Source organism: Agromyces agglutinans, assembly GCF_009647605.1.
GTDB lineage: Bacteria > Actinomycetota > Actinomycetes > Actinomycetales > Microbacteriaceae > Agromyces > Agromyces agglutinans.
On sequence record NZ_WJIF01000006.1, the window covers coordinates 117,348 to 142,870 of the forward strand.

Genomic DNA, 25,523 nt, shown 5'->3' on the forward strand with positions numbered 1-25,523 from the left:
GTGACATGAAACTCGAGCTTCGGGGCATCACGAAGACGTTCGGGACACTCGTGGCGAACGACCACATCGACCTCACCGTCGAGGCCGGTGAGATCCACTGCCTGCTCGGCGAGAACGGCGCGGGCAAGTCCACCCTGATGAACGTCCTCTACGGCCTCTACCAGGCCGACGGCGGCGAGATCCTGCTCGACGACCGCGTGCAGCACTTCGCCGGCCCGGGCGACGCCATGCGCGCCGGCATCGGCATGGTGCACCAGCACTTCATGCTCATCCCGGTCTTCACCGTCGCCGAGAACGTCATGCTCGGCCACGAGCAGACGAAGGCCGGCGGCCGGCTCGACCTGCCCGCCGCGCGGGCCAAGGTCCGCGAGATCTCCGACCGCTTCGGGTTCGACGTCGACCCCGACGCACTCGTCGACGACCTTCCCGTCGGCGTGCAGCAGCGGGTCGAGATCATCAAGGCGCTCTCGCGCGATGCGCGCGTGCTCGTCTTCGACGAGCCCACGGCCGTGCTCACCCCCCAAGAGACCGACGAGCTCATGGCGATCATGCGCCAGCTCAAGGAGTCGGGAACCTCGATCGTGTTCATCACGCACAAGCTCCGCGAGGTCCGCGAGGTCGCCGACCGCATCACCGTGATCCGGCTCGGCAAGGTGGTCGGCGAGGCATCCCCGACCGCGACGAACGCCGAGCTCGCCTCGCTCATGGTGGGCCGCGCGGTCGAGCTCACCGTGCAGAAGGCCCCGCCGACCCTCGGCGAGCCGGCCCTCGTCGTCGACGGGCTCACGGTCATCGACCCGATCGGCCAGCTCGTCGTGAACGACGTCTCGTTCGAGGTGCGCCGCGGCGAGATCCTCGCCGTCGCCGGCGTGCAGGGCAACGGGCAGACCGAGCTGACCGAGGCGCTCGTGGGGCTGCAGCCCCGCGTGCAGGGTTCGATGCGGCTCGACGGCAACGAGCTGAACGGCGACAGCGTCCGCAGCATCCTGAACGCGGGTGTCGGCTTCGTCCCTGAAGACCGTAAAGAAGACGGACTCGTCGGCGAGTTCTCCATCGCCGAGAACCTGATGCTCGACCGCGCCGACGGCGCCCCTTTCGTCAAGGGTGGCAACGTGCAGCTCTCGACGCTCGCCGCGTTCGCCGAGGAGAAGGTCGCCGAGTACGACGTGCGCACGCCGTCGATCGAGACCAAGGTCGGCCGCCTCTCCGGCGGCAACCAGCAGAAGGTGGTGCTCGCGCGCGAGCTCAGCCGCGACCTGCGCCTCCTCGTGGCGGCGCAGCCGACGCGCGGCGTCGACGTCGGCTCCATCGAGTTCATCCACAAGCGCATCGTCGAGACGCGAGACGCCGGGGTCCCGGTCGTCGTGGTCTCGACCGAGCTCGACGAGGTCACCGCCCTCGCCGATCGCATCATGGTGATGTACCGCGGCCGGGTCGTCGGCATCGTGCCGGGCGACACGCCGCGCGACGTCCTCGGCCTGATGATGGCCGGCGAGTCGCCGAACCTCGAAGGAGCCGCGGCATGACCACGCAGAGCCCGAACGATCCCGACGTGGCCGTCGAGACCGGTTCGCAGGTTCCCCCTGCGGAGCCCGTCACCCGCCAACCGGAACCCGACGTCGAGCCCGAGTCGCGCTGGCACCGGGCGTTCCGCGAGATCGCGACCGGCAACGCGATCATCTCGGTGCTGGCGGTGCTGCTGGCGCTGCTCGTCGGCGCGATCATGATCGCGTTCACCGACGAGCGCGTGCAGGAGGCATCCGTCTACTTCTTCGCCCGCCCGGGCGACACGTTCATCGCGATCTGGGAGTCGGTGTCGGGCGCCTACTCGGCGTTCTTCCAGGGGTCGATCTACAACTTCCGCCGGCCCGACTTCGCGACCGGCATCCGCCCGCTCACCGAGACGCTGACCTTCGCGACGCCGCTGATCGCCGCCGGCCTCGGCGTGGCCCTCGCGTTCCGCGTCGGCATGTTCAACATCGGCGGTCGCGGCCAGATGCTCATGGCGTCGGCGGCGGCCGGCTGGGTGGCGTTCTCGTTCGACCTGCCGTGGGGCGTGCACATGCTCGTGGCACTCCTCGCCGGCCTCCTCGCCGGCGCGCTGTGGGCGGGCATCGCCGGCCTGCTGAAGGCACGCACGGGTGCGCACGAGGTCATCGTCACGATCATGCTCAACTACGTCGCGCTGTACCTCGTGACGTGGATGCTCCGGACGCCCGGCCTGCTGCAGGCGCCCGGCTCGAACAACCCGAAGACGCCGCCGATGAAGGACACGGCGATCTTCCCCGAACTGCTCGGGCCGCAGTACAACCTGCACTTCGGGTTCATCCTCGCGATCGCGGCGGTCGTGCTCGTGTGGTGGATCCTCGACCGCTCGGCGCTGGGCTTCCAGTTCCGCGCCGTGGGCGAGAACCCGAACGCCGCGCGCGTGGCGGGCATCAACGTCAAGTCGATGTACGTCTACGCGATGCTGATCTCGGGTGCACTGATCGGCCTCGCCGGCGTGAGCCAGGTGCTCGGCACCGTCACCACGGGCTTCTCCAGCGGCATCGACGCGGGCATCGGCTTCGACGCGATCACGGTGGCGCTGCTCGGGCGGTCGACGCCGTGGGGCGTGCTCGCCGCGGGCATCCTGTTCGGCGCGTTCAAGGCCGGCGGCTTCGCGATGCAGGCCGCAGAGGGCGTGCCGATCGACATCGTGCTCGTCGTGCAGTCGCTCATCGTGCTGTTCATCGCGGCCCCGCCGCTCGTGCGGGCGATCTTCCGCCTGCCGGCTCCCGGCAGCGGGCCGCGTCGAGCCGCCCCGACCACCACGAAGGAGGTGACGGCGAAGTGACCATCGCACCCCAGCACCAGGCGGTCTCGCCCCAGGAGCCGGCGCTCGCGAAGACCGTCGTCGTCAGCTGGAAGGCGCCGATCGCGTTCGCGGTGGTGACCGTGCTGGCCGCGCTGCTCTTCCTGCTCGCGCCGCACGACGGCGAGGCGACCTTCCGCGTCTCCGCCGCCGGCGACGCGCTGCAGCTGCCCGAGATCGTGCTGAACGCCACGGTCACCGCCTGGGTCTGCCTCGCGCTGCTCACGGCCCTCACCGTCGTCAGCGCGCTCATGGTGCGCGCGCGCCGCGCGGTGCCGATCTGGCTCATCGTGGTGTTCGCCGTGGTGTTCGTCCTGGGCTTCCTGACCTGGGCGGTCGCCGGCGCATCGACGAACGTGATGCCGCTCGCCGGGCTGCTCGCCGGCGCGCTCAGCCTCTCGGTCCCGCTCATCTTCGGCTCGCTGTCGGGCGTCATCTCCGAGCGCGTCGGAGTCATCAACATCGCGATCGAGGGCCAGTTGCTCGCGGGCGCCTTCACCTCGGCGGTCGTGGCCTCGTCGACCGGCAACCCCTACCTCGGCCTGCTCGCCGCGGGTGTGGCGGGCGTGCTCGTGTCGTTCGTGCTCGCGGCGTTCGCGATCAAGTACTTCGTCGACCAGGTCATCGTCGGTGTCGTGCTGAACGTGCTCGTCGTGGGCTTCACGAGCTTCCTGTACTCGCAGGTGCTCGCCCCGAACGCCCAGGCGCTGAACGCCCCGCCGCGGTTCGACCGCATCGCCATCCCGTTCCTGTCCGAGATCCCGATCATCGGCCCGACGTTCTTCCGGCAGACGATCATCGTCTACCTGATGTACGTCGCCGTGGCCGCCGTGTACATCGGGCTCTTCCACACCAAGTGGGGCCTGCGGCTCCGCGCCGTCGGCGAGCACCCGCAGGCCGCCGACACCGTCGGCATCAACGTGCCGCGCACCCGGTTCTGGAACGTCTCGCTCGCCGGCGCGATCGCCGGCCTCGGCGGCGCGTTCTTCACCCTCGGCGCGGTCGGCGCGTTCGGCAAGGAGATGACCGCGGGCGCGGGCTTCATCGCCCTCGCGGCCGTGATCTTCGGCCAGTGGGACCCGATCAAGGCGACGCTCGCGGCGCTGCTGTTCGGCTTCGCGCAGAGCCTGCAGGGCCAGCTCGGCGTGATCGGCTCGCCCGTGCCGAGCGAGTTCATGCTCATGCTGCCGTACGTCGTCACGATCGTCGCCGTCGCGGGCTTCGTGGGCAAGGTCCGCGGCCCCGCGGCCGCGGGCAAGCCGTACATCAAATCCTGAGCCGGTCGCGTCGCTTCGGCGGCGGGCCGTGTCCGGCCGGGGCATCCGGCAACCAGACCCGAGACGGGGGAGCATCATGACCGAATCGGCAGCGATCGACTGGGAGCACCTGCGCGGCATCGCGCGCGAGGCGATGGCGAAGGCCTACGTGCCGTATTCGCAGTTCCCGGTGGGGGCCGCCGCGATCGTCGACGACGGTCGCGTCGTGAGCGGATGCAACGTCGAGAACGCCTCCTACGGCGTGACGCTCTGCGCGGAGTGCTCGCTCGTCTCGGCGCTCGTGATGTCGGGCGGCGGCAAGCTGGTGGCGTTCGCGTGCGTCGACGGGCACGGCAACACGCTGATGCCGTGCGGCCGCTGCCGGCAGCTGCTGTACGAGCACTCGGCCGAGGGCATGGTGCTCGACACCGTGTCGGGATTCAAGACGATCGACGAGGTGCTGCCCGACGCGTTCGGACCGCGCAACCTCGAGGAGTACGCGGGGGAGCGGGCATGAGCGCGGCGGATCCGAACGCGGCGACGAACGCCGCGACGAACGCCGCGAGTGCGGGCGCCGTCGAGGCGTTCGACGCCGTCGACCTCATCCGCGCGAAGCGCGACGGGCGGGAGCTGACGACGCCCGAGATCGACTGGCTGATCGACGCGTACACGCGCGGCTACGTCGCCGACGAGCAGATGTCGGCGATGACGATGGCGATCTTCCTCAACGGCATGGGGCGCCGCGAGATCCGCGACCTGACCATGGCGATGATCGCCTCGGGCGAGCGGATGGACTTCTCGGGGCTGGGCAAGCCCACCGCCGACAAGCACTCGACCGGCGGCGTGGGCGACAAGATCACGCTTCCGCTGATGCCGCTCGTGGCGTCGTTCGGCGTCGCGGTGCCCCAGCTGTCGGGGCGCGGGCTCGGGCACACCGGCGGCACGCTCGACAAGCTGGAGTCGATTCCGGGCTGGCGCGCCGACCTCACGAACGAGGAGATGTTCGCGCAGTTGCGCGAGCACAGCGGCGTGATCTGCGCCGCCGGAGCCGGGCTCGCGCCGGCCGACAAGAAGCTCTACGCGCTGCGCGACATCACCGGCACGGTCGAGGCGATCCCGCTCATCGCGTCGTCGATCATGTCGAAGAAGATCGCCGAGGGCACCGGGGCGCTCGTCCTCGACGTGAAGTTCGGCTCGGGTGCGTTCCTCCAGGACATCGAGCGTTCGCGTGAGCTCGCCCGCACGATGGTCGAACTCGGTGAAGACGCCGGGGTCGCGACGAGCGCGCTGCTGACCAACATGAACGTGCCGCTCGGCCTCGCCATCGGCAACGCCAACGAGGTGCGCGAGTCGGTCGAGGTGCTCGCCGGCGGCGGACCGGCCGACGTGCGCGAACTCACGATCGCGCTCGCGCGCGAGATGCTCGCGCTCGCGGGGCATCCCGACGCCGATGTCGAGGCGGCCCTCGACGACGGGCGCGCGATGGACTCCTGGCGGGCGACGGTTCGCGCTCAGGGCGGCGATCCGGATGCCCCGCTGCCGGTCGCCCGCGACCAGCACGTCGTCACCGCCGACCGCGACGGCGTCCTCGTGGCGCAGGAGGCCCTGCCGTTCGGCATCGCCGCGTGGCGGCTCGGCGCCGGACGCGCACGCAAGCAGGACCCGGTGCAGCACGCGGCCGGCATCGACCTGCATGCGAAGCCGGGCGACGCCGTGCGCGTCGGGCAGCCGCTGTTCACGCTCCACGCCGACGAACCGGCGCGCTTCGCGCGGGCGCTCGAGGCGGTCGACGGAGCGTGGCGCATCGGCGATCCGGGCGACGCGATCGAAGATGGCGGGCCGCTGATCGCCGAGCGCATCGGCCGCTGAGGGTCGCGGTGGTCGAGAAGCGCAGGGTATCGAGATCACGTCACCGGGCCTCGATGCGCCGCCTTCGTCGGTTACTCGACCGACGGACCCGCCCGCCGGTTCCAGGAACACCGCTCGGTCGACTACCTCATCGAGGTTGCGTCCGCGTGCCGGAACCGCGTCATCCTGCTTCGAAATCGCCGAGACTTCCCGGCGCGCCCGCCGGTATCGTTGAGCCGTGGAGACGAATCCGACGCAGTACCGGCTCGAGGGCGACGGCGCAGACATCCGGGCGCTGCCCAAGGTGTCGCTGCACGACCACCTCGACGGGGGCCTGCGCCCCCAGACGCTCATCGAACTCGGCGACGAGATCGGGCTCGAGGTGCCCGCGAACGACGCGGAATCCCTGGGCGACTGGTTCACGACCCAGTCCGACTCGGGCTCGCTCGTCGAGTACCTGAAGACGTTCGACCTGACCACCGCGGTGATGCAGACCCGCGAGGGGCTCTCGCGAGTCGCGCGCGAGTTCGTCCAAGACCTCGCGGCCGACGGGGTCGTCTACGGCGAGATCCGCTGGGCTCCCGAACAGCACCTGACGCGAGGGCTCTCGCTCGACGAGACCGTCGAGGCCGTGCAAGAGGGCATCGAACAGGGCATCGACGACGCACGGCACCAGGGCCGGCGCATCCGTGCGGGCCAGCTGATCACCGCGATGCGCCACGCCGACCGCGGCCTCGAGATCGCCGAACTGGCCGTGCGGCACCGCGAGCGCGGCGTCGTGGGCTTCGACATCGCGGGTGCCGAGGCCGGCTTCCCCGCGAGCCGGCACCGCACCGCGTTCGACTTCCTCGCGAGCCGCTTCTTCCCCGTGACGATCCACGCGGGCGAGGCCGACGGCATCGAGTCGATCAAGAGCGCCCTGCTCGACGGCCGCGCGCTGCGGCTCGGCCATGGGGTGCGCCTGGCCGAAGACCTCGTCATCGAGCGCCAGGACGACGAGAACACCTACGTCTCCCTGGGCCCGGTCGCGCAGTGGGTGCGTGACCGCGAGATCGCCCTCGAGACGAGCCCGTCGTCGAACCTGCAGACCGGCGCGATCGCAGCGTGGGGCGACGAGCTCGTCGACCACCCGTTCGATCTGCTGTACCAGCTGGGGTTCCGGGTGACCGTGAACACCGACAACCGACTCCAGTCGGGTACGTCCCTCACCCGCGAGCTGTGGCTGCTCGCCGACGCGTTCGGCTACGACCTCGACGACCTCGAGGCGTTCCAGCTCAACGCGGCCGCGGCGGCCTTCCTGCCGCTCGACGACCGCGAGGAACTGGCCGAGCAGATCGAGGACGGGTTCGACGAGGCCTGACGGCCGCGTACGCCCTCGCCACCCGACCGAACGGAATCCGATGCCCCTGCCCACCCTCCCCGACTCCGCCGTCGCGCTCGGCGCGGAAGCCGGCGACTGGCGCGCCGCGGTGCGGCTCGCGGGGCGGGCGCTCAACCGTTCGGGCGCGACGACGGCGTCCTACGCCGATCGCATGATCCAGGTCATCGAGGAGTTCGGCGCCTACGTCGTGATCGCGCCCGGCCTGGCGCTCGCGCACGCGCGCCCCGGGCCCGACGTCCGACACGACGGCATCGCCGTCGTCACGCTCGCGACGCCGGTGGCGTTCGGGCATCCGCACAACGACCCCGTGCGGGTCGTGCTCGGCCTCGCCGTCTCGAGCGCCGAGGAGCACGTCGCCTCGGTCGCCTTCCTCGCCAACGTGTTCAACGACCCGTCGGCCATCGACCGGCTTGCCGACGCCGGCTCCGCCGACGAGGTTCGCGCCGTGCTCGGCGTCGACGCCGAGGTCCGCGCATGAGGATCATCGCGGTCTGCGGCGCGGGCATCGGCACCTCGGCGATCCTCAAGGTGAACGCCGAGCGCGCGCTCGCCCGGCTCGGCCTCGAGGCCGACGTGACCGCCAGCGACCTGGCCGGTGTGGCATCCGCGTCGGCCGATGCCCAGATCGTGCTCACCTCGACCGAGCTCGCCGCTGCCGTGCGCGCGGCGCTCGGCCGCACGTTCTGCGAGATCGTCGAGGTGCGCAACTACTTCGACGTCGAGGAGATCGCCGCGCACCTCGAGCGCTCCCTGGGCTGACCCGCGCTGCTCCGCGACTCGCCTCAGCGCCGGCGGTGCGCGTCCCGACCCCTCCGCCCCGGTTCGCAATTCAGGTGCGCGCCCGGCGTGTCGAGAAGGTCATGCGCGAGCCGCGCCTGCGACACACCTCCGCACCTGCATTGCGAACCGGCAGAGGTGGCGGTGGGCGCAGGGGCGGTGGGCGGTGGGCGCGGGTGCGCGAGCAGGCGCGGGCGGGCGCTCAGCCCTCGACGAGGGCGCGCATGCCGGCGTCGAGCGCCGCGAGCGTTGCCGCGGCCGCGGCACGGCGCTGCTCGACCGTGCCGTCGGTCGAGACCGCGTCGAGGTAGACCTTCAGCTTGGGCTCGGTGCCGCTCGGACGCACCATCACGCGACCGCCGCCCCCGAGCACGAGCCGCAGCACGTCGCTGGGCGGCAGGTCGCCGAAGCCGGCGGCGAGGTCGTCGATGCGCTCCACGCGGATTCCGCCGACGGCGGCGGGCGGGTCGGAGCGCAGCGCCGCCATGACCCTCGCGATCTGCGACAGGTCGGTGACCCGGATCGAGATCTGGCCGGAGGCGTAGCATCCGAACCGCTCGACGAACGCGTCGAGGTGGTCGGCGACGGTGCGCCCCTCGGCCGCCAGCCGCGTCGCGAGGTCGAGGAATGCGACCGCCGCGGAGATGCCGTCCTTGTCGCGCACGGTGCCGGGGTTCACGAGGTAGCCCAGGGCCTCCTCGAATCCGAACACGAGCCCGGGAGCGCGCGAGATCCACTTGAAGCCCGTCAGCGTGCCGCGGAACTCGAGGTCGTAGGCGCGGGCGATCGCCTCGAGGCCGGGCGACGAGACGATCGAGCAGGCGAGCGTGCCCTCGGCGCCGCCGTCGCCGGCCGCGCGCGCGGCGGCCTCCTCGGCGGCACGCCAGCCGAGGATCAGTCCGACCTCGTTCCCGGTGAGCCGGCGCCAGCCTTCGGCGGCCTCGATGTCGGGGATCGCCACCGCGAGGCGGTCGGCGTCGGGGTCGTTCGCGATGACCAGGTCGGCGCCCGTCTCGCGCGCCCGCGCGAAGCTCAGGTCCATCGCGCCGGGCTCCTCGGGGTTCGGGAACGACACCGTCGGGAACGCGGCGTCGGGGGCGATCTGCGCATCGACGACGACGGGCCGTTCGAAGCCGGCCGCGTCGATCACGCGCGCGAACGTCTCCCAGCCGACCCCGTGCATGGCCGTGTAGACGACGCGCGGGGCGGGCCGCGTCGCGCCGTCGGCGCTGCTGCGAGGGGCGGATGCCACGGCCGCGGTCGCCGCGACGTACGCGTCGACCACCGACTCGTCGGCGGTGTCGTACGCACCGCGCGGGAGGTCGGGCACGGTGCGTTCGGCGGCGACTCGCTCGATGTGCGCGGCGATCTCGGCGTCGGCGGGCGACACGATCTGCGAGCCGTGGCTCGACCCGCCGAGGTAGACCTTGTAGCCGTTGTCGTCGGGCGGGTTGTGGCTCGCGGTGACCATGACCCCCGCGCTCGCGCCGAGGTGCCGCACGGCGAACGCGAGCACCGGCGTCGGCAGGAGCCGAGGCAGCAGCACCGCGCGCACGCCCGCGCCCGCCATCAGCTCGGCCGAGTCGCGCGCGAAGACGTCGGAGTTCTTCCGCCCGTCGTAGCCGATCACGATCGACGGCATCTCACCGGGCTCGGCGCGCTCGAGCAGGTAGGCGGCGAGACCGGCCGCGGCCTGGGCGACGAGCACGCGGTTCATGCGGTTCGGGCCCGCGGCGATCGCACCTCGGAGGCCGGCGGTGCCGAACGCCAGACGGGTGTCGAACCGGTCGGCGAGGTCGGCGCGCGCCGCGTCGTCGCCTCGGCGAACGGCCTCGACGATCGCGACGAGCTCGTCGCGGGTCTCTGGATCGGGGTCCTGCGCGATCCAGGCTTCGGCGCGGGCGACGCGCTCGGCGTCGGCGGGGGAGAGTTCGACCTGGGCCATCGGCGTGCTCCTAGACGGCCTGGACGATGTCGGCGAGCAGCTTCGAGATCACCGGCTCGGCGGCGCGGCCGGCCTCGATGACCTCTTCGTGGCTGAGGGGGGTCTGCTGGATGCCGGCGGCGAGGTTGGTGATCAGCGACATGCCGAGCACCTCCATGCCCGCCTGCCGGGCCGCGATCGCCTCGAGCGCGGTCGACATGCCCACGATGTGGCCGCCGATGGCCTTGGCCATCTGCACCTCGGCCGGCGTCTCGTAGTGCGGACCGCGGAACTGGCAGTACACGCCCTCGTCGAGCGTCGGCTCCACCGAGCGCGCGATGCCGCGCAGTCGCGCCGAGTAGAGGTCGGTCAGGTCGATGAAGGTCGCGCCCTCGAGCGGCGAGTCGGCGGTGAGATTGATGTGGTCGCTGATCAGCACAGGGGTTCCGGGCTGCCAGTGCTCCTTGATGCCGCCCGCGCCGTTCGTCAGGATCATCACGGATGCGCCGGCGGCGGCGGCCGTCCGCACCGAGTGCACCACGCGGCGCACGCCGTGGCCCTCGTAGTAGTGGGTGCGGGCGCCGATGACCAGCGCGCGCCGGCCGCCCGGCAGCGCGACCGAGCGCAGCGTGCCGACGTGGCCCTCGAGCGCGGGCTTCGAGAAGCCGGGAACCTCGGTCGCGGGGATCGTGTGCGTGGTCTCGCCGATGAGATCCGCGGCGCGACCCCAGCCGGATCCGAGGGTGAGGGCGAGGTCGTGCCGCTCGACGCCGGTGAGCTCGGCGATGCGGTCGGCCGCCCGTCGGGCGACGGCGAACGGGTCGGCGGCCGGGTCGTCGAGAGGGTTCTGATCCATCCCACCATGGTAGTGAGGGGGCGGGATGCCGCGCTCGGCGCTGCTCGAGTGCCGGTGTCAGGGGCCGATGCGACAGAATATGAGCATGGCCTACGAGTTCGAACGCACCCAACGGATCGTCGTCCTCGGAGGTGGGCCGGGCGGGTACGAGGCCGCACTCGCCGGCGCGCAACTCGGCGCGGAGGTGACCCTCATCGAGCGCGCGGGCGTCGGCGGCTCGGCGGTGCTCACAGATGTGGTGCCGTCGAAGTCGCTCATCGCGACCGCGGAGGCATCCAATGCCGTGAAGGAGGCCGCCGATCTCGGCGTGCAGTTCTTCGCCAAGGGCGACGCCGACAAGGCCGTGAAGCCGCAGGTCGCGATCAACCTGGCCGCCGTGAACAAGCGACTGCTCGGGCTCGCCGCCCAGCAGTCCGAGGACATGCGGCAGAACCTGATCGACGCGGGCGTGAACCTCGTTCAGGGCGAAGGCCGTCTCGACGGCGCCAACGCGGTGATCGTCGCCACGGCCAAGGGCGGCACCGACTTCGATCGCATCGAGGCCGACACCCTGCTGATCTCGGTCGGGGCCACCCCGCGCGTGCTGCCGACGGCCGTGCCCGACGGCGAGCGCATCCTCACGTGGACCCAGCTCTACACGCTGCAGCAGGTGCCCGAGCACCTCATCGTCGTCGGCTCGGGCGTCACGGGTGCGGAGTTCGCCTCGGCATACCGCGCCCTGGGCGCCAAGGTCACACTCATCTCCAGCCGCGACCAGGTGCTGCCGGGCGAAGACGTCGATGCGGCATCCGTCGTCGAGAAGGTGTTCAAGCGCAACGGCATGAAGGTGCTGAACAAGTCGCGCGCCGAATCGGTGGTGCGCGACGGCGACTCGGTCGTCGCGACCCTCACCGACGGGCGCGAGGTGCGCGGTTCGCACTGCCTCATGGCGGTCGGCTCGGTGCCGAACACGGGCGAGCTCGGCCTCGAGGAGGCGGGCGTGCAGCTCTCCGATTCGGGCCACATCCGGGTGAACCGGGTCGCCCGCACGTCGATCCCGAACATCTACGCCGCCGGCGACTGCACCACCTTCATGCCGCTGGCCTCGGTCGCGTCGATGCAGGGTCGCACCGCGATCTTCCACGCGATGGGCGACATCGTGAATCCGCCCGAGAACCGCAACATCACCTCGAACATCTTCACGCAGCCCGAGATCGCGACCGTCGGCTGGACCGAGAAGGAGATCCAGGAGGGCCTCGTGCCCGGCGTCGTCTACAAGCTGCCGCTGTCGCGCAACCCGCGCGCGAAGATGATGGGCATCCGCGACGGCTTCGTGAAGCTCTTCGCCTCGAGCGGGTCGGGCGCCATCATCGGCGGCGTGATCGTCGCGCCGAAGGCGTCGGAGCTCGTCTTCCCGCTCACGCTGGCCGTCGAGCACCGCCTCACGGTCGACCAGTTCGCCGAGGCGTTCCCCGTGTATCCGTCGCTCAGCGGGTCGCTGACGGATGCGGCGAGGGCGATGCACATCGTACGGTAGGAGGGCTCGGGCGGGTGGTGCCCGGGCGGGGGACGAGTCGAGGGGGACTTGATGAACCTGCGCGTGAAATCCGTCGAGGCGTCGATCGCCGACTCCACCGACGAGGAACGCAGCCTCAAGCGATCCCTCGGCACGTGGGACCTCGCGCTCATGGGCATCGCGGTCGCCGTCGGCGCCGGCATCTTCTCGGTCGGCGCGCAGGCGGCGGCGAACTTCGCCGGCCCGAGCGTGATCGTCTCGTTCGTGCTCGCGGCCGTCACGTGCGCGCTCGCGATCATGTGCTACGCCGAGTTCGCCTCGACCGTGCCGGTCGCGGGCAGCGCGTACACGTTCACCTACGCCACGATGGGGGAGCTCCTCGCCTGGATCATCGGGTGGGACCTCATCCTCGAGCTCTTCACCGCGGCGGCGGTGCTCGCCAAGTACTGGGGCGTGTACCTGAGCGAGGCGCTGCTCGCGGTCGGCGTGCCCGTGCCCGCCACGCTCGACGTCGGCGGCGTCGAGGTGAGCTGGCCCGCGTTCCTCATCGTCGCGATCTTCACGGTGCTGCTCGTGGCCGGCACCAAGCTGACGGCGCGCGTGGGTGCCGTGTTCACGCTCATCAAGGTCGGCATCGTGCTGTTCGTGATCGTCGTCGGGTTCTTCTTCGTCGACGCCGCGAACTTCACGCCCTTCATCCCCGAGGCGGTTCCCACCGAGGGCGGTGCGTCGGATGCCTGGACGCAGTCGCTGTTCTCGTGGATGACCGGCGCCGCGCCGGCGCAGTACGGGGTCTTCGGCATGCTCGCCGCGGCATCCCTCGTCTTCTTCGCATTCATCGGGTTCGACGTCGTCGCGACGAGCGCGGAGGAGGTGCGCGACCCGCAGAAGCGGCTGCCGCGCGGCATCTTCCTCGGCCTCGCGATCGTCACGCTGCTCTACGTGCTCGTCTCGATCGTGATGACGGGAATGGTGTCCTACCTCGAGCTCGCCGAGGAGGAGACGCCCTCGCTCGCGACCGCGTTCCGGCTGCTCGACCAGGACTGGGCGTCGGCCGTCATCTCGTTCGGTGCGCTCGCGGGGCTCACGACCGTGATCATGGTGATCCTGCTCGGGCTCGCGCGGGTGGTCTTCGCCCTCAGCCGCGACGGGCTGCTGCCGCGGTGGCTCTCGAAGACCACCGCGCACACCCGGACCCCCGCGCGCGTGCAGATCATCGCGGGCGCGGTCGTCGCGTTCGTCGCGGCGTTCACCGACGTCGGGCTGCTCGAGGAGATGATCAACATCGGCACGCTCTCGGCGTTCGTCCTGGTGAGCCTCGGCATCGTCGTGCTGCGCCGCACCCGGCCCGACCTGCCGCGCGGATTCCGCGTGCCGTGGTCGCCCGTGCTGCCGATCCTGTCGGCGGTGCTGTGCGTGTGGCTGATGCTGAACCTCACGACCCTCACGTGGGTGCGATTCGCGGTCTGGCTCGCGATCGGCCTCGTGATCTACCTGCTCTACGGGCGGCGCCGCTCGCGGCTCGGCAACGGCGAGGGGGTCAGCGAGGTCGAGGTGCCGACGCCCCAGGGCGCGGAGCCGCCGCGGTTGTAGCCTCGGCGTCCGGGATGGAGGCATCCTGCGTCGGGGCATCCGCCGCTCGTGCCCGCTTCGCCGCCGCCCTCGCGAGCAGTCGGTCGAGCACCACGTAGACGTAACCGACCGCGACGAGCGCGACCGTGAGCACGACGATCTGCCAGGCCACGCCGCCGATGCCGAGCTCATCGACGTTCATGAACGGATACGGATACCGGCCGACGTTGCCGAACGTGCCGCCGAGCGCACTCCACGTGAAGGCGTACACGAGGTAGGCATACGGGATGAGGGCCCACAGCAGCGGGTCGACCCAGCGGAAGCGCCCCTTCGGCGAGAACAGCAGCCAGTCGCCGATCAGGAGGCACGGCGTGATGATGTGGATCAGGTTGTCGGTGAGGGTGAACGGCTCGTAGTCGCCCGCCTGGACGAACGCCGACGGCACGAGCACGACGAGGTAGATGAGCATCGTCACCGTGATCGCCTCCATCACGGCGCCGCCGAAACGCGGCGACGGCGTGGACAGGCCCCGCGGCCCCTCGACGCGGAGATCGCGGATCGTCGCCACGACGAGCACGAGCATCCACACGAGGCACAGCACGTTGCTGAGCGTCGTGTAGAAGGTCAGCGCACCCCAGACAGGGGTCCCTCTGACGAGCCCGAGGACGCGGGCCAGCCCGATGGCGATGAGGATGACGCTCACGACCCGGTAGACGAGCGCGGCGTATCGGAACGGGATCGACATGGCCCGAGCGTACCGACCCGGCGCGATTCGGGCGCGGATTCGTGGGCCGCGCGCCGCCCGCCGCTCAGGCCGCGGCGGGCGGGGCGTCGGCGATCGAGAGCAGCAGGTGGCCGCTGGAGACGGTCACGCCGGGCTCGGCGTTCACGAGGCCGATGACGCCGTCTTTGTGGGCGACGATCGGCTGCTCCATCTTCATCGCCTCGAGCACCAGCACGAGGTCGCCCTTGACGACCTTGTCGCCCTCGGCGACGGCGACCTTCACGACCGTGGCCTGCATGGGCGCCTTGACGGCGTCGCCCGTGGCGGTGTCGACCGCGTGCGACCCCCCGCGACGGCGCGGCGCGGCGCCGGCGGTCGCGGCCGAGGCGCCGGCCGACGACGCCGAGCCGATCAGCTTCTTCGGCAGCGACACCTCGATGCGCCGGCCGTCGACCTCGACGACCACGGCGGTGCGCTCGGCGGGTCCGCGCACGTCGGCGAGCTCGCCGGTCCACGGCTCGATCGTGTTGTCGTACTCGGTCTCGATCCAGCGCGTGTACACCGAGAACGGCTCGTCGCCCGCCGGTGCGAACGCGGGGTCGCGCACGATGTCGCGGTGGAAGGGCAGCACGGTGGGCAGCCCGGTCACCTCGAACTCGTCGAGCGCGCGGCGGGCACGGGCGAGCGCCTCCTGGCGGTCCTTGCCGGTGACGATGAGCTTGGCGAGGAGCGAGTCGAACGCGCCGGAGATCTCGTCGCCGCTCGTGACGCCCGAGTCGACGCGGACGCCGGGGCCGCCGGGGAACCGGAGCTGGTGGATCGGGCCGGGCGCCGGCAGGAAGTTGCGACCCGGGTCCTCGCCGTTGATGCGGAACTCGATCGAGTGCCCCACGGCGACAGGGTCGGCGTAGTCGAGCACGCCGCCCTCGGCGAGGCGGAACTGCTCGCGCACGAGGTCGAGGCCCGTGACCTCCTCGGAGACCGGGTGCTCGACCTGCAGGCGCGTGTTCACCTCGAGGAACGACACCGTGCCGTCCTGGCCGATGAGGAACTCGCAGGTGCCGGCGCCGACATAGCCGACCTCCTTGAGGATCGCCTTCGAGGCCTCGTAGAGCGCGACCCGCTGCTCTTCGGAGAGGAAGGGCGCGGGCGCCTCCTCGACGAGCTTCTGGTGTCGCCGCTGCAGCGAGCAGTCGCGCGTCGAGACGACGACGACGTTGCCGTGCTGGTCGGCGAGGCACTGCGTCTCGACGTGGCGGGGCTTGTCGAGGTACTTCTCGACGAAGCACTCGCCGCGGCCGAAGGCCGCGACGGCCTCGCGCGTCGCCGAGTCGAACAGCTCGGGAACCTCATCGCGGGTGCGGGCGACCTTGAGGCCGCGGCCGCCGCCGCCGAACGCGGCCTTGATCGCCACGGGAAGGCCGTGCAGGTCGACGAAGTCGAGGACCTCGGAGGCGTCGGCCACGGGGTTCAGCGTGCCGGGTGCCAGCGGAGCGCCGACCTTCTCGGCGACGTGACGGGCGGAGACCTTGTCGCCGAGGCGCTCGATCGCCTCGGGCGAGGGCCCGATCCAGATGAGGCCGGCGTCGATGACGGCGCGAGCGAAGTCGGGATTCTCGGCGAGGAAGCCGTAGCCCGGGTGCACGGCGTCGGCGCCCGACCGGCGCGCGATCGACAGGATCTTGTCGATCACGAGGTAGGTCTCGGCGCTCGTCGACCCGTCGAGCGCGTACGCCTCGTCGGCGAGGCGCACATGCCGCGCGTCGCGGTCCTGGTCGGCGTAGACCGCCACGGAGGAGATCCCGGAGTCGCGTGCGGCGCGGATGACGCGGACGGCGATCTCTCCCCGGTTGGCGATGAGGACTTTCGTGATTCGCGGCATGATGTCCAAGCCTATTCGCGGTCGGGAGGCCGCCTTTGGGTGGCATCCACAAAAACGATGGATGCCTCTTGCGCCGGTCGACAATCGCGGCGCGGTCGGCCGGGGCTCAGGCCGCGCGGTTCCAGAGCTCGGTCCAGGTCGCACCGAGCTCGCGGACGAGCTCGCGAAGCGTCGACAGCGACAGCCCCACGACGGTCGACGGGTCGCCTTCGACGCGTCGGATGAACGGCCCGCCGAGGCTGTCGACCGTGAACGCGCCCGCGACCTGCAGCGGCTCCCTGGAGGCGACGTACGCGTCGATCTCGGCCTCGTCGAGGTCGGCGAACGAGACGGTCGCCATCGCCGGGCGCCCGACCGCCCCGCGCACGGCGCCGCCGCGGTGGTCGATCAGCCAGTGCCCCGACCACAGCTCGCCGGAGCGGCCGTTCTGCGCGAGCCACCGCTCGCGGGCGACCTCGGGCAGGTGCGGCTTGCCGTGGATGCGGCCGTCGACGAGGAACGCAGAATCGCCGCCGAGCACGAATCCGTCGATCGGCTCGCCGCCGACCGACCGGCCGAGGATCGCCTCGGCCTTCGCCTGCGCGAGCGCCTGCACGAGCTCGGGCGCCGTGAGCGGCCCGCGCACCGCCTCGATCTCGTCGACGAGCGCCTCCTCGTCGACGCCGGGCGAGACGGTCACGGGCTCGATGCCGGCCTGCCGCAGCAGCTGCAGGCGTGCCGGAGACGTGGAGGCGAGGTACAGGCGCATGCTCCCATCCTGCCCGCGTGCAGGTCGACTGTGGAAGCATCGGAGGATGCCACGCCCCAAGCAGCCACGCCGTCCCGCCGATGACCAGCCGGGCCGCGGCGACCGGTCTCGCAGCCAGCGCGGGGCGCGGTCACCGCGGGACTCGCGCAACCCGCGGACGCCACGTCCGCCGGCGACCGACGGCCCCGTGCTCGAGCTCGACGTCGAGCGCATCGCGCACGGCGGCATCGCGGTCGCGCACCACGAGGGGCGCGTGGTCTTCGTCGCCGACGCGATCCCGGGGGAGCGCGTGCGAGCGCGCGTCACGGATGCCGCGAAGGAGCGCTTCTGGCGCGCCGACACGGTCGAGGTGCTCGACGCCTCTCCCGACCGTCGCGAACACGTCTGGGCCGAGGCATCCATCGATCGCGCGCCCGAGCATCGGCCCGGCGGCGCCGAGTTCGGGCACATCCGGATGGCGCGCCAGCGCGAGCTGAAAGCCGATGTGCTCGCCGAGGCGCTGGCCCGCTTCGCCGGGGTCGAGCGGTCGGTCGCGGTCGAGCCCGTCGATGAGACCCTCGCGCCCGACGTCGACGCCGAGGCGGGGACCGGGTGGCGCACGCGCGTGCGCCTGCACGTCGACGCCGACGGCTGCGTGGGCCCGTACGCGGCCCGCAGCCACCTCGTCGTGCCCGTGGCATCCCTGCCGCTCGCCGTCGCCGAACTGCAGGAGATGGCCCCCTTGGGCGCCGAACTGCCCGGCTCGGGGGTCGTCGACCTCGTCGCACCGAGCGACGGACGGGCCGAGGTCGTCGTCGATCCCGGGTCGGCGCGCGGGCCGGTCGTGCACGAGGTCGTCGACGGCCGGCGGTTCCGCCTCGACCGCGGCGGCTTCTGGCAGGTGCACCGCGGCGCGGCCGCCACGCTGAGCCGCGCGGTGCGCGACCTCGTCGACGCCGACCGATTCGACCCGCGCGCCGCGAACCTCGACCTCTACGGCGGCGTCGGCCTGCTCGCGGCCGCCGTCGGCGACCGGTTCGGCGAGACCGTGCGGATCACGAGCGTCGAGGCCGACGAGCGGGCCACCGACCACGCCGCCGCGAACCTCGCCGAGTGGGTCGGCGCCCGCGCCGAGACCGGTCGCGTCGACCGGTGGCTCGCGGAGCTCGACGCCTCGGCCGACCGCGAGCTCCGATCGCGGCTGCGGGGAGCCACGGTCGTGCTCGATCCGCCGCGCTCGGGCGCCGGGCGCGAGGTCGTCGAACGGCTCGCGGCGCTCCGGCCCGCACAGCTGGTCTACGTCGCGTGCGACCCGGTCGCGCTCGCGCGCGACCTCGGCACGTTCCGCGAGCACGGCTACGAGCTCGAGGAGCTCCGCGCGTTCGACCTGTTCCCGAACACCCACCACGTCGAGGCCGTCGCGCGCCTTGGCGCTATCGTGTGATCGACGGGAAGGGGGCCGCGTTGGCAGACGACCGCGCAGCAGGGGCATCCGGCGCTCCGCAGCCGGCGACGGTGGCGATCGTCGACGACCACGAGGCGGTGCGGCTCGGGCTGCGCGCGGCCTGCCAGGACGCCGGTTACCGCGTGGTCGCCGAGACGGCCGGCGTGGCCGAACTCCTGCAGGTGCTCGGCGACGGGCGGTGCGACGTCGTCGTGCTCGACCTCTCGCTGGGCGACGGCACGAGCGTGACCGAGAACGTGCGGGCCGTGCTTGCGACCGGCAGCGCCGTGCTCGTGCACAGCATCGCCGACCGGGTCGCCGCCGTGCGCGAGGCGCTCGCCGCGGGCGCGGCGGGCGTCATCCCGAAGTCCTCGCCCATGTCGGTCGTCATCAACGCGATCGCGACGGTCGCGAGCGGGGAGCTCCTCACGAATGTCGAGTGGGCCAGCGCGATCGACGCCGACAGCGACTTCGCGAAGGCGCAGCTCGGCCGGCGCGAGCGCGACGTGCTCCACCTCTACGCGTCCGGACTCCCGCTGAAGCTCGTCGCGCTGCAGCTCGGCATCGCGCACTCGACCGCTCGCGAGTACCTGGACCGCATCCGCGCCAAGTACGTCGAGGTCGGACGTCCCGCCCCCACGAAGGTCGACCTGCTGCGTCGCGCGGTCGAAGACGGCATCCTCCCGGGCCTCGACGGCGACGCCGGAGATGCCCGCGCCTGAGTGGCGGGTCCAGCGCCCGGGCCCACGACGCCGCGCGGTCACCCGCGCCCAGGTCGAGCTCGTGGCCGCGCGTGCGCTCGGCGTCTTCGGGCTCGTCTTCGCGGCGCAGACGGTGCCCATGGCGCTCGACCAGGCGCCCGCGCTCGTCGACGGCGCCGGCTACGCGCTCATGGCGGTGCTCTACGGCGGTGCGGTCGGCGTGCTGCTCGCGGTGCTCGCGCGGCTCGGCGTGCGGGTCGCCGCGGCAACCTACGCCGTGGTGTACGCCCTCGCGCTCGCCGCGTGGCCCGCGCTCGTCGACGATCCAGCCGCGCTCGACGGCTCGGCGCCCTGGCTGTACTACCTCGCCACCATCGCGACGACGGCGGCGGTCATCGCGTTGCCCGTGGGTGGTGCGATCGCGTACACCCTGGCCCTGCCGCTGCTGTACTGGGTGATCCGTGCGACGACCGCCGGGGGCGATGTCGGGCCCTGGTCGGCGGCGCGCGACGCGATCTACGCGCTCATCCTCGGCGTCGTCGTGCTCGTGATCATCACGATGCTGCGCCAGGCGTCGGAGGCCGTCGACCAGGCGCAGGAGGCCGCCCTCCGCCAGTACGACCTCGCCGCCCGCCAGCACGCCAACGAGATCGAGCGGGTGAAGATCGACGCGCTCGTGCACGACTCCGTGCTCACCACCCTGCTCTCGGCCGCCGCCGCCGACACCCGCGAGGAGCAGCAGCTCGCGGGGCGGATGGCGCGCGAGGCGGTGCGCCGGCTCGACGAGGCCGGCGCGACCGGGCCGCGATCGCTCGAGCGCGTGGCGCTGACGGTGCTGGTGCGGCGCCTGCGCGCGGCCATGACCACGCTGACCACGCCGTTCGCCGTGCGAGTCGTGAACGCAGGCGGCGTCGACGTACCCGTCGAGGCGGTCGACGCCCTCTACACCGCGGCGGTCCAGGCGATGGTGAACTCCGCGCAGCACGCCGACGAACCCGGGCGGCCGACCCGTCGCGAGGTGCGCATCCGGGGCGTGCGGGCGGGCGGCTGCGTGATCGAGGTCTCCGACAACGGCGCCGGCTTCGACCCCGCGCACGTACCGCAGGAGCGCCTGGGCCTCCGGGTGTCGATCGAGGAGCGCATGGCGAACGCCGGAGGCCGTGCCCGGATCGACTCCGCGCCGGGCCGGGGCACGACCGTGGTCGTCGCCTGGCCCGCCGACGCGTTGGGGGAGACCTCGTGATCTCCGTCCCGCGGTGGCTCCTGCTCCTGCTCGGGGCCCTCTTCTCCACCTACCACGTGCTGCTGGGGCTCACGGCGCTCGACGTGCCCGCAGGTCCCTGGCCGAGCGTCGTCGCGCTCGTGCTGTACGCCGTCGCGACCGTCATCAGCCTGTGGCCGTCGCAGCGCGTGCGCATGCCCGACTGGATGGCGGCCATCAACCTCGCCGTGGCCATCACGATGCCCCTCGCGGTGACGGGGCAGCTCGACCCCGCCGCCGACAACGGCTACGCCACCTGGTACGTCGCGGCCACCGGCACCCTGATGACGATCACCGCGGCGCGCCGACAGCTCGTGGCCGCGTGGCTCGGCGTCGCGTGCCTCGCCGCGCAGACCGTGATCTGGGCCGGCTTCCCGGCACTCGGCACGCTCGGAGTGGTCGGCAGCATCGTGTGGGTGGCCATCGCGCACATGCTCACCGTCGCCCTGGCCGCGGCGGCGCGCGAGGCGCGGCGGTACGCGCAGGCCGAGCGGGAGGCGGCCGCCTGGCAGGCGGCGCAGGACGCGCACCTGTTCGAGGGTCGCATGCGCCTGGCCCAGACGAATCGGATCGCAGCCCCCATGCTGCGGCGCATCGCCGATCTCGACGGCGTGCTCACCGACGCCCAGCGGCGCGAGTGCCGCATGCTCGAGGCGGCGATCCGCGACGAGATCCGCGGGCGGATGCTGCTGAACGACGCGGTCCGCGCCGAGGTCAAGCGCGCGCGCGAGCGCGGGGTCATCGTGACCCTGCTCGACGAGGGCGGCATCGACGACCTCGACGAGGCCACCCGCGATCGCGTGCTGACCCGGCTCGCGGAGTCGATCTCGGGTTCGCAGGCCGACCGCATCATCGCGCGGGCCGCCTCGGCGCGGTCCTCGGTCGCGGTGCCCGAGGGCGCGAGCGCGGAGACCGCCGACCCGGAGGACGCCGAGGTCGAGTTGTGGTTGGAGATCCTCCGGGATTGAACGGACGGCAGCGCCGAACTGTCGCCCGGGCCGCGGAGATCCGCCCGGGNACGGTCGTCGGACTCGCGGTGCCCGAGGGCGCGAGCGCGGAGACCGCCGACCCGGAGGACGCCGAGGTCGAGTTGTGGTTGGAGATCCTCCGGGATTGAACGGACGGCAGCGCCGAACTGTCGCCCGGGCCGCGGAGATCCGCCCGGGAACGGAGAGAGGGCCGGTCGATACGACCGGCCCTCATCAAGCCCGAGTCACGGCGACAACCCGAATATCGCCCTGACTCGCCCCTTGTTCAGCGGGCCGGTTACCCATCCGGCTCCGCGAGCGGTCCTCTTGGAGGAGTCGCTATACCCATATTGGGGGACTTGCGAAGCCTCGACCAGTCGTCATTTCGGGGGACAGACGGGGGACCGGCAGCGGACCGCGGGCGGTCGCGCCGGGTCAGCGGCCGAGGCTGTTCCAGCGTCCGGGCCCCGCGGTGAGGGGCATCCGGATCGCGCCGCCGGCGCGCACCCAGCGCCGATCGTCGCGCGACGGTGCGGCCTCGGTCACCGCGGGCGCCGCCGCAATCGCCGCGGCGAGCACCGCGGTCGTCGCGGCCGCCTCCTCGGCGTCCACCGGGGTGAGGAATCGGATGTCGGGGAACTGCGGTTCGTCGGTCATGGCAGCCCCTACAGCGGGATGTTCCCGTGCTTCTTGGGAGGCAGGCTCGCGCGCTTGGTCCGGAGCATCCGCAGCGCCTTCACGACCGAGACGCGCGTGGCGGCCGGTTCGATGACGCCGTCGAGCTCGCCGCGCTCAGCGGCGAGGAACGGGGATGCCACGTTGTACGTGTACTCGTTCGCGAGCTGCGTGCGCACCGCGGCGACGTCTTCGCCGGCCTCCTCGGCGCGCTTGATCTCGCCCCGGTAGAGGATGTTCACGGCACCCTGGCCGCCCATCACCGCGATCTCGGCGGTGGGCCACGCGAGGTTGATGTCGGCTCCGAGCTGCTTGGACCCCATGACGATGTACGCCCCGCCGTAGGCCTTGCGCGTGATCACCGTCACGAGCGGCACGGTCGCCTCGGCGTACGCGTACAGCAGCTTGGCGCCGCGGCGGATGACGCCGGTCCACTCCTGGTCGGTGCCGGGCAAGTAGCCGGGCACGTCGACGAGGGTCAGGATCGGGATGCCGAATGCGTCGCAGAAGCGCACGAACCGCGCGGCCTTCTCGCCCGCCGCGATGTTGAGCGTGCCCGCCATCTGGCTCGGCTGGTTCGCGATGATGCCGACCGACCGGCCCTCGACCCTCGCGAAGCCGATGACGATGTTCGGCGCGAACAGCGGCTGGACCTCGAGGAAGTCGGCGGCGTCGACGATGCCCTCGATGACCGTGCGCATGTCGTACGGCTGGTTCGTCGAGTCGGGGATGACGTGGTCGAGTCGGCGGTCGTCGTCGGTGATCTCCAGCTCGGGTTCGGCGTCGTAGACCGGCGGCTCGGAGAGGTTGTTGTCGGGCAGGAACGAGATCAACGTGCGCGCATAGTCGAGCGCGTCCGACTCGTCGCTCGCGAGGTAGTGCGCGACGCCGGAGACGGCGTTGTGCGTGAGCGCGCCGCCGAGCTCCTCCATGCCCACGTCCTCGCCGGTGACCGTCTTGATGACGTCGGGTCCGGTGACGAACATCTGGCTGGTCTTGTCGACCATGATCACGAAGTCGGTGAGCGCGGGGGAGTACACGGCGCCGCCGGCTGCGGGCCCGCAGACGATCGAGATCTGCGGGATGACGCCGGATGCCGCGGTGTTGCGGCGGAAGATCTCGCCGTACTTGCCGAGCGCGACGACCCCCTCCTGAATGCGGGCGCCGCCCGAGTCGAGGATGCCGATGATCGGCACGCCGGTCTTCAGCGCGAGCTCCATGACCTTGATGATCTTCTCGCCGGCGACCTCGCCCAGCGAGCCGCCGAAGATGGTGAAGTCCTGCGAGTACACCGCGACCTGGCGGCCGTGGATCGTGCCCGTGCCGGTCACCACCGCGTCGCCGTACGGGCGCTTGGCGTCCATGCCGAAGGCGTGCGTGCGGTGGCGCACGAACTCGTCGAGCTCGACGAACGAACCCGGGTCGAGCAGTTCGGCGATGCGCTCGCGGGCGGTCATCTTGCCCTTGGCGTGCTGCTTCTCGATCGCGGCCTCGCCAGACGCCGTCACGGCTTCGTGGTAGCGCTGCTTGAGGTCGGCGAGCTTGCCTGCGGTCGTGGAGAGGTCGGGGCCGTCGAGGGTCGGTTCGGTCACGCGCTTCACTCTACCGGCGCCCGATATGCGCACTTCGTTGACGGTTTCCGACAAATCCCGCACGGACACTAGCCTGAATCCGACACGGGCGCGGGAGGAGCGGCATGGAATGGGAGCGGTCGGCCGAGGTGGTGCCGAGGCTGGAGTTCCTCGAGCAGGCGGGTTCGACGAACGACGAGCTGCGCCGGGCGATCGAGACCGCTGAGGCCGCGGACTGGCCGCACGGCTCGGTGATCTTCACCGACGACCAGACCGCCGGCCGCGGGCGGCTCGGACGCACGTGGCTCGCGCCGACCGGCAAGACCCTCGCGATCTCGCTCGTGCTGCGACCCGACGGCCCTGGCGGCGTCGCATTGCCGGTCGAGTCGTTCGGGTGGCTGCCGCTCATCGCGGGAGCCGCCATGACCGAGGCCGTGCGGGGCGCCGTCGCCGCGGCATCCGAGGTCGGCGACGCCGTCGACGAAGGCGAGGTCGACGCCTCGGGCGGGCTCGAGGTGACGCTCAAGTGGCCGAACGACGTGCTCGTATCGGGCTTCAAGGTCTGCGGCATCCTCTGCGAGCTGCTGCCCGACCGCGGCGCCGTGATCGTCGGTGCCGGCCTGAACCTCACCCTCGACGAGCACGACCTGCCCACGCTCACGTCGACCTCGTTGCTGCTCGCGACCGGTCGACGCCCCGACGCCGACGCGGTGCTCGCCGACTACCTGCGACGGCTGCTCGAGATGGTCGCCGTGTTCGCGGCGGCGGGGGGCGATGCGGCGGCCGCCGGCATCGCCGACCGGGTCGCGTCGCTCTGCGGCACGATCGGCTCCGAGGTGCGCGTCGAGCTTCCGGGCGACCGGCTGCTCGTCGGGACTGCCGAGCGGATCGACCGCGACGGCCGGCTCATCGTGCGCGATCGCGCGAATGACGAGCCGCAGGCTGTCGCGGCCGGGGATGTCACGCACCTGCGCTATTAATGGGCGTATGAGTCCTGCCCCGGCCGCCGATCGGGTTGCGTCGAACCCGGCGCAGCCCCACGGAGCGGCTGCGCCTGCCCCGGCGTCCGGCGCCGGGCCGGCCGCCGAGCGCGTCGTGGCACGCCTGCGCCGGCACGGTCGCGTGCTCATCCTGCCCGCGCTGCTGTTCATCGCCGTCGCGGGCGGCACGGCTTACGCGGTCGCGTGGTTCCCCGATCTGTGGCAGCGCGTGGCGGTCGCGTCGGCCGCGCTGCTGATCGTGCTGCTCGGCTGCCTGCTGCCGTTCCTCGCGTGGCTCACGAGGCGCACGACCGTGACCACGCGACGGATCATCGAGCGATCCGGGGTCTTCGTGCGCGTCCGCCGCGAACTGCTGCTCACCCGCGGCTACGACCTGACCGTGCGGCAGACCCCCGGCCAGCGGATGTTCGGCTCCGGCGACGTGCGCATCAACACCGGACACGACCGCCCCTTCGTGCTTCGCGACGTGCCGCGGCCCGCGATGGTGCAGGCGGCGCTCAACGAACTGATGGGCAGCACGCAGTCGATCATCGCCGAGCATCGCCGCGCCGAGCAGTCCATCGGCGAGGGCGACACGGTCGTCTGGGGCACTCGCTAGCGAGCCGG

The 25,523-nt window shown here is 71.9% G+C and carries 23 protein-coding genes; 16 read left to right on the plus strand and 7 right to left on the minus strand.

Going from position 1 to position 25,523, the window contains the following annotated elements:
- Positions 1 to 5: 5 nt before the first annotated feature.
- From GE115_RS11650 to GE115_RS11685, 8 genes are all read left to right on the plus strand, one after another.
- Entirely contained in the window at positions 6 to 1,526 is a 1,521-nt protein-coding gene (locus GE115_RS11650) for an ABC transporter ATP-binding protein (RefSeq protein ID WP_153684965.1), read from the plus strand.
- Positions 1,523 to 2,836, plus strand: a complete 1,314-nt coding sequence (locus tag GE115_RS11655; protein WP_153684966.1) for an ABC transporter permease — start codon at positions 1,523 to 1,525, stop codon at positions 2,834 to 2,836. The genes GE115_RS11650 and GE115_RS11655 overlap by 4 nt, the downstream gene beginning before the upstream one ends.
- Positions 2,833 to 4,131 (plus strand): ABC transporter permease, encoded by a 1,299-nt coding sequence (locus GE115_RS11660; protein WP_376765712.1) that lies wholly within the window; start codon positions 2,833 to 2,835, stop codon positions 4,129 to 4,131. Before GE115_RS11655 ends, GE115_RS11660 begins: the two co-directional genes overlap by 4 nt.
- 76 nt (positions 4,132 to 4,207) lie before the next feature.
- On the plus strand, positions 4,208 to 4,627 hold the full coding sequence (locus GE115_RS11665) for a cytidine deaminase (RefSeq protein ID WP_153684967.1): 420 nt from the start codon (positions 4,208 to 4,210) through the stop codon (positions 4,625 to 4,627).
- On the plus strand, positions 4,624 to 5,979 hold the full coding sequence (locus tag GE115_RS11670; protein ID WP_153684968.1) for a thymidine phosphorylase: 1,356 nt from the start codon (positions 4,624 to 4,626) through the stop codon (positions 5,977 to 5,979). The genes GE115_RS11665 and GE115_RS11670 overlap by 4 nt, the downstream gene beginning before the upstream one ends.
- Before the next feature lie 217 nt (positions 5,980 to 6,196).
- A complete protein-coding gene (locus GE115_RS11675; RefSeq protein WP_312855105.1) occupies positions 6,197 to 7,318 on the plus strand; it encodes an adenosine deaminase in 1,122 nt (373 codons plus the stop codon).
- 40 nt (positions 7,319 to 7,358) lie between these two features.
- Positions 7,359 to 7,817: a PTS sugar transporter subunit IIA gene (locus GE115_RS11680; RefSeq protein WP_153684969.1), complete on the plus strand. Its 459-nt coding sequence runs from the start codon at positions 7,359 to 7,361 to the stop codon at positions 7,815 to 7,817.
- On the plus strand, positions 7,814 to 8,098 hold the full coding sequence (locus GE115_RS11685; RefSeq protein WP_153684970.1) for a PTS sugar transporter subunit IIB: 285 nt from the start codon (positions 7,814 to 7,816) through the stop codon (positions 8,096 to 8,098). Before GE115_RS11680 ends, GE115_RS11685 begins: the two co-directional genes overlap by 4 nt.
- A gap of 220 nt (positions 8,099 to 8,318) precedes the next feature.
- Here GE115_RS11685 and GE115_RS11690 read toward each other — a convergent pair whose 3' ends face one another.
- On the minus strand, positions 8,319 to 10,061 hold the full coding sequence (locus tag GE115_RS11690; RefSeq protein WP_153684971.1) for a phospho-sugar mutase: 1,743 nt from the start codon (positions 10,059 to 10,061) through the stop codon (positions 8,319 to 8,321).
- A gap of 10 nt (positions 10,062 to 10,071) precedes the next feature.
- Complete coding sequence (locus GE115_RS11695) at positions 10,072 to 10,896, minus strand: purine-nucleoside phosphorylase (protein WP_153684972.1); 825 nt, start codon at positions 10,894 to 10,896, stop codon at positions 10,072 to 10,074.
- Between the two features lie 85 nt (positions 10,897 to 10,981).
- On the opposite strand from GE115_RS11695, the gene GE115_RS11700 reads away from it, so the two are divergent.
- Positions 10,982 to 12,412 (plus strand): NAD(P)H-quinone dehydrogenase, encoded by a 1,431-nt coding sequence (locus tag GE115_RS11700; RefSeq protein ID WP_153684973.1) that lies wholly within the window; start codon positions 10,982 to 10,984, stop codon positions 12,410 to 12,412.
- Between the two features lie 51 nt (positions 12,413 to 12,463).
- On the plus strand, positions 12,464 to 13,984 hold the full coding sequence (locus GE115_RS11705) for an APC family permease (protein ID WP_153684974.1): 1,521 nt from the start codon (positions 12,464 to 12,466) through the stop codon (positions 13,982 to 13,984).
- On the opposite strand, the gene GE115_RS11710 is transcribed toward GE115_RS11705, so the two are convergent.
- The 3 genes from GE115_RS11710 to GE115_RS11720 form a co-directional block, all read right to left on the minus strand.
- Positions 13,932 to 14,708, minus strand: a complete 777-nt coding sequence (locus GE115_RS11710) for a Pr6Pr family membrane protein (protein WP_172979868.1) — start codon at positions 14,706 to 14,708, stop codon at positions 13,932 to 13,934. The two genes, GE115_RS11705 and GE115_RS11710, sit on opposite strands and share 53 nt — an antisense overlap.
- A gap of 64 nt (positions 14,709 to 14,772) precedes the next feature.
- Positions 14,773 to 16,569: an acetyl/propionyl/methylcrotonyl-CoA carboxylase subunit alpha gene (locus tag GE115_RS11715; RefSeq protein WP_153684975.1), complete on the minus strand. Its 1,797-nt coding sequence runs from the start codon at positions 16,567 to 16,569 to the stop codon at positions 14,773 to 14,775.
- Between the two features lie 106 nt (positions 16,570 to 16,675).
- The gene (locus GE115_RS11720) at positions 16,676 to 17,317 is read right to left on the minus strand and encodes a Maf family protein (protein ID WP_153684976.1); all 642 of its coding nucleotides are present in this window, start codon (positions 17,315 to 17,317) and stop codon (positions 16,676 to 16,678) included.
- A gap of 187 nt (positions 17,318 to 17,504) precedes the next feature.
- Here GE115_RS11720 and GE115_RS11725 point away from each other — a divergent pair, with 187 nt between their 5' ends.
- From GE115_RS11725 to GE115_RS11740, 4 genes are read left to right on the plus strand one after another with little or no spacing between them, the layout of a single operon-like run.
- The gene (locus GE115_RS11725; RefSeq protein ID WP_312855106.1) at positions 17,505 to 18,740 is read left to right on the plus strand and encodes a class I SAM-dependent RNA methyltransferase; all 1,236 of its coding nucleotides are present in this window, start codon (positions 17,505 to 17,507) and stop codon (positions 18,738 to 18,740) included.
- Between the two features lie 20 nt (positions 18,741 to 18,760).
- Positions 18,761 to 19,462 carry a response regulator transcription factor gene (locus GE115_RS11730; RefSeq protein ID WP_153684978.1) on the plus strand — a complete coding sequence of 234 codons (702 nt, stop codon included), beginning with the start codon at positions 18,761 to 18,763 and terminating at the stop codon, positions 19,460 to 19,462.
- Entirely contained in the window at positions 19,449 to 20,684 is a 1,236-nt protein-coding gene (locus GE115_RS11735; RefSeq protein WP_153684979.1) for a sensor histidine kinase, read from the plus strand. Before GE115_RS11730 ends, GE115_RS11735 begins: the two co-directional genes overlap by 14 nt.
- Entirely contained in the window at positions 20,681 to 21,670 is a 990-nt protein-coding gene (locus tag GE115_RS11740) for a DUF8320 family protein (RefSeq protein ID WP_312855107.1), read from the plus strand. The genes GE115_RS11735 and GE115_RS11740 overlap by 4 nt, the downstream gene beginning before the upstream one ends.
- Before the next feature lie 435 nt (positions 21,671 to 22,105).
- Here the strand turns inward: GE115_RS11740 and GE115_RS11745 are convergent, their stop codons facing one another.
- Both GE115_RS11745 and GE115_RS11750 read right to left on the minus strand, forming a co-directional pair.
- Positions 22,106 to 22,327 (minus strand): acyl-CoA carboxylase epsilon subunit, encoded by a 222-nt coding sequence (locus GE115_RS11745; RefSeq protein ID WP_153684980.1) that lies wholly within the window; start codon positions 22,325 to 22,327, stop codon positions 22,106 to 22,108.
- 8 nt (positions 22,328 to 22,335) lie between these two features.
- Complete coding sequence (locus GE115_RS11750) at positions 22,336 to 23,937, minus strand: acyl-CoA carboxylase subunit beta (protein ID WP_312855108.1); 1,602 nt, start codon at positions 23,935 to 23,937, stop codon at positions 22,336 to 22,338.
- Between the two features lie 104 nt (positions 23,938 to 24,041).
- Between GE115_RS11750 and GE115_RS11755 the strand changes: the two genes are divergently transcribed.
- Both GE115_RS11755 and GE115_RS11760 read left to right on the plus strand, forming a co-directional pair.
- On the plus strand, positions 24,042 to 24,896 hold the full coding sequence (locus tag GE115_RS11755) for a biotin--[acetyl-CoA-carboxylase] ligase (protein WP_153684981.1): 855 nt from the start codon (positions 24,042 to 24,044) through the stop codon (positions 24,894 to 24,896).
- 115 nt (positions 24,897 to 25,011) lie between these two features.
- The gene (locus GE115_RS11760; RefSeq protein WP_312855109.1) at positions 25,012 to 25,515 is read left to right on the plus strand and encodes a PH domain-containing protein; all 504 of its coding nucleotides are present in this window, start codon (positions 25,012 to 25,014) and stop codon (positions 25,513 to 25,515) included.
- The last annotated feature ends 8 nt before the right edge of the window (positions 25,516 to 25,523 follow it).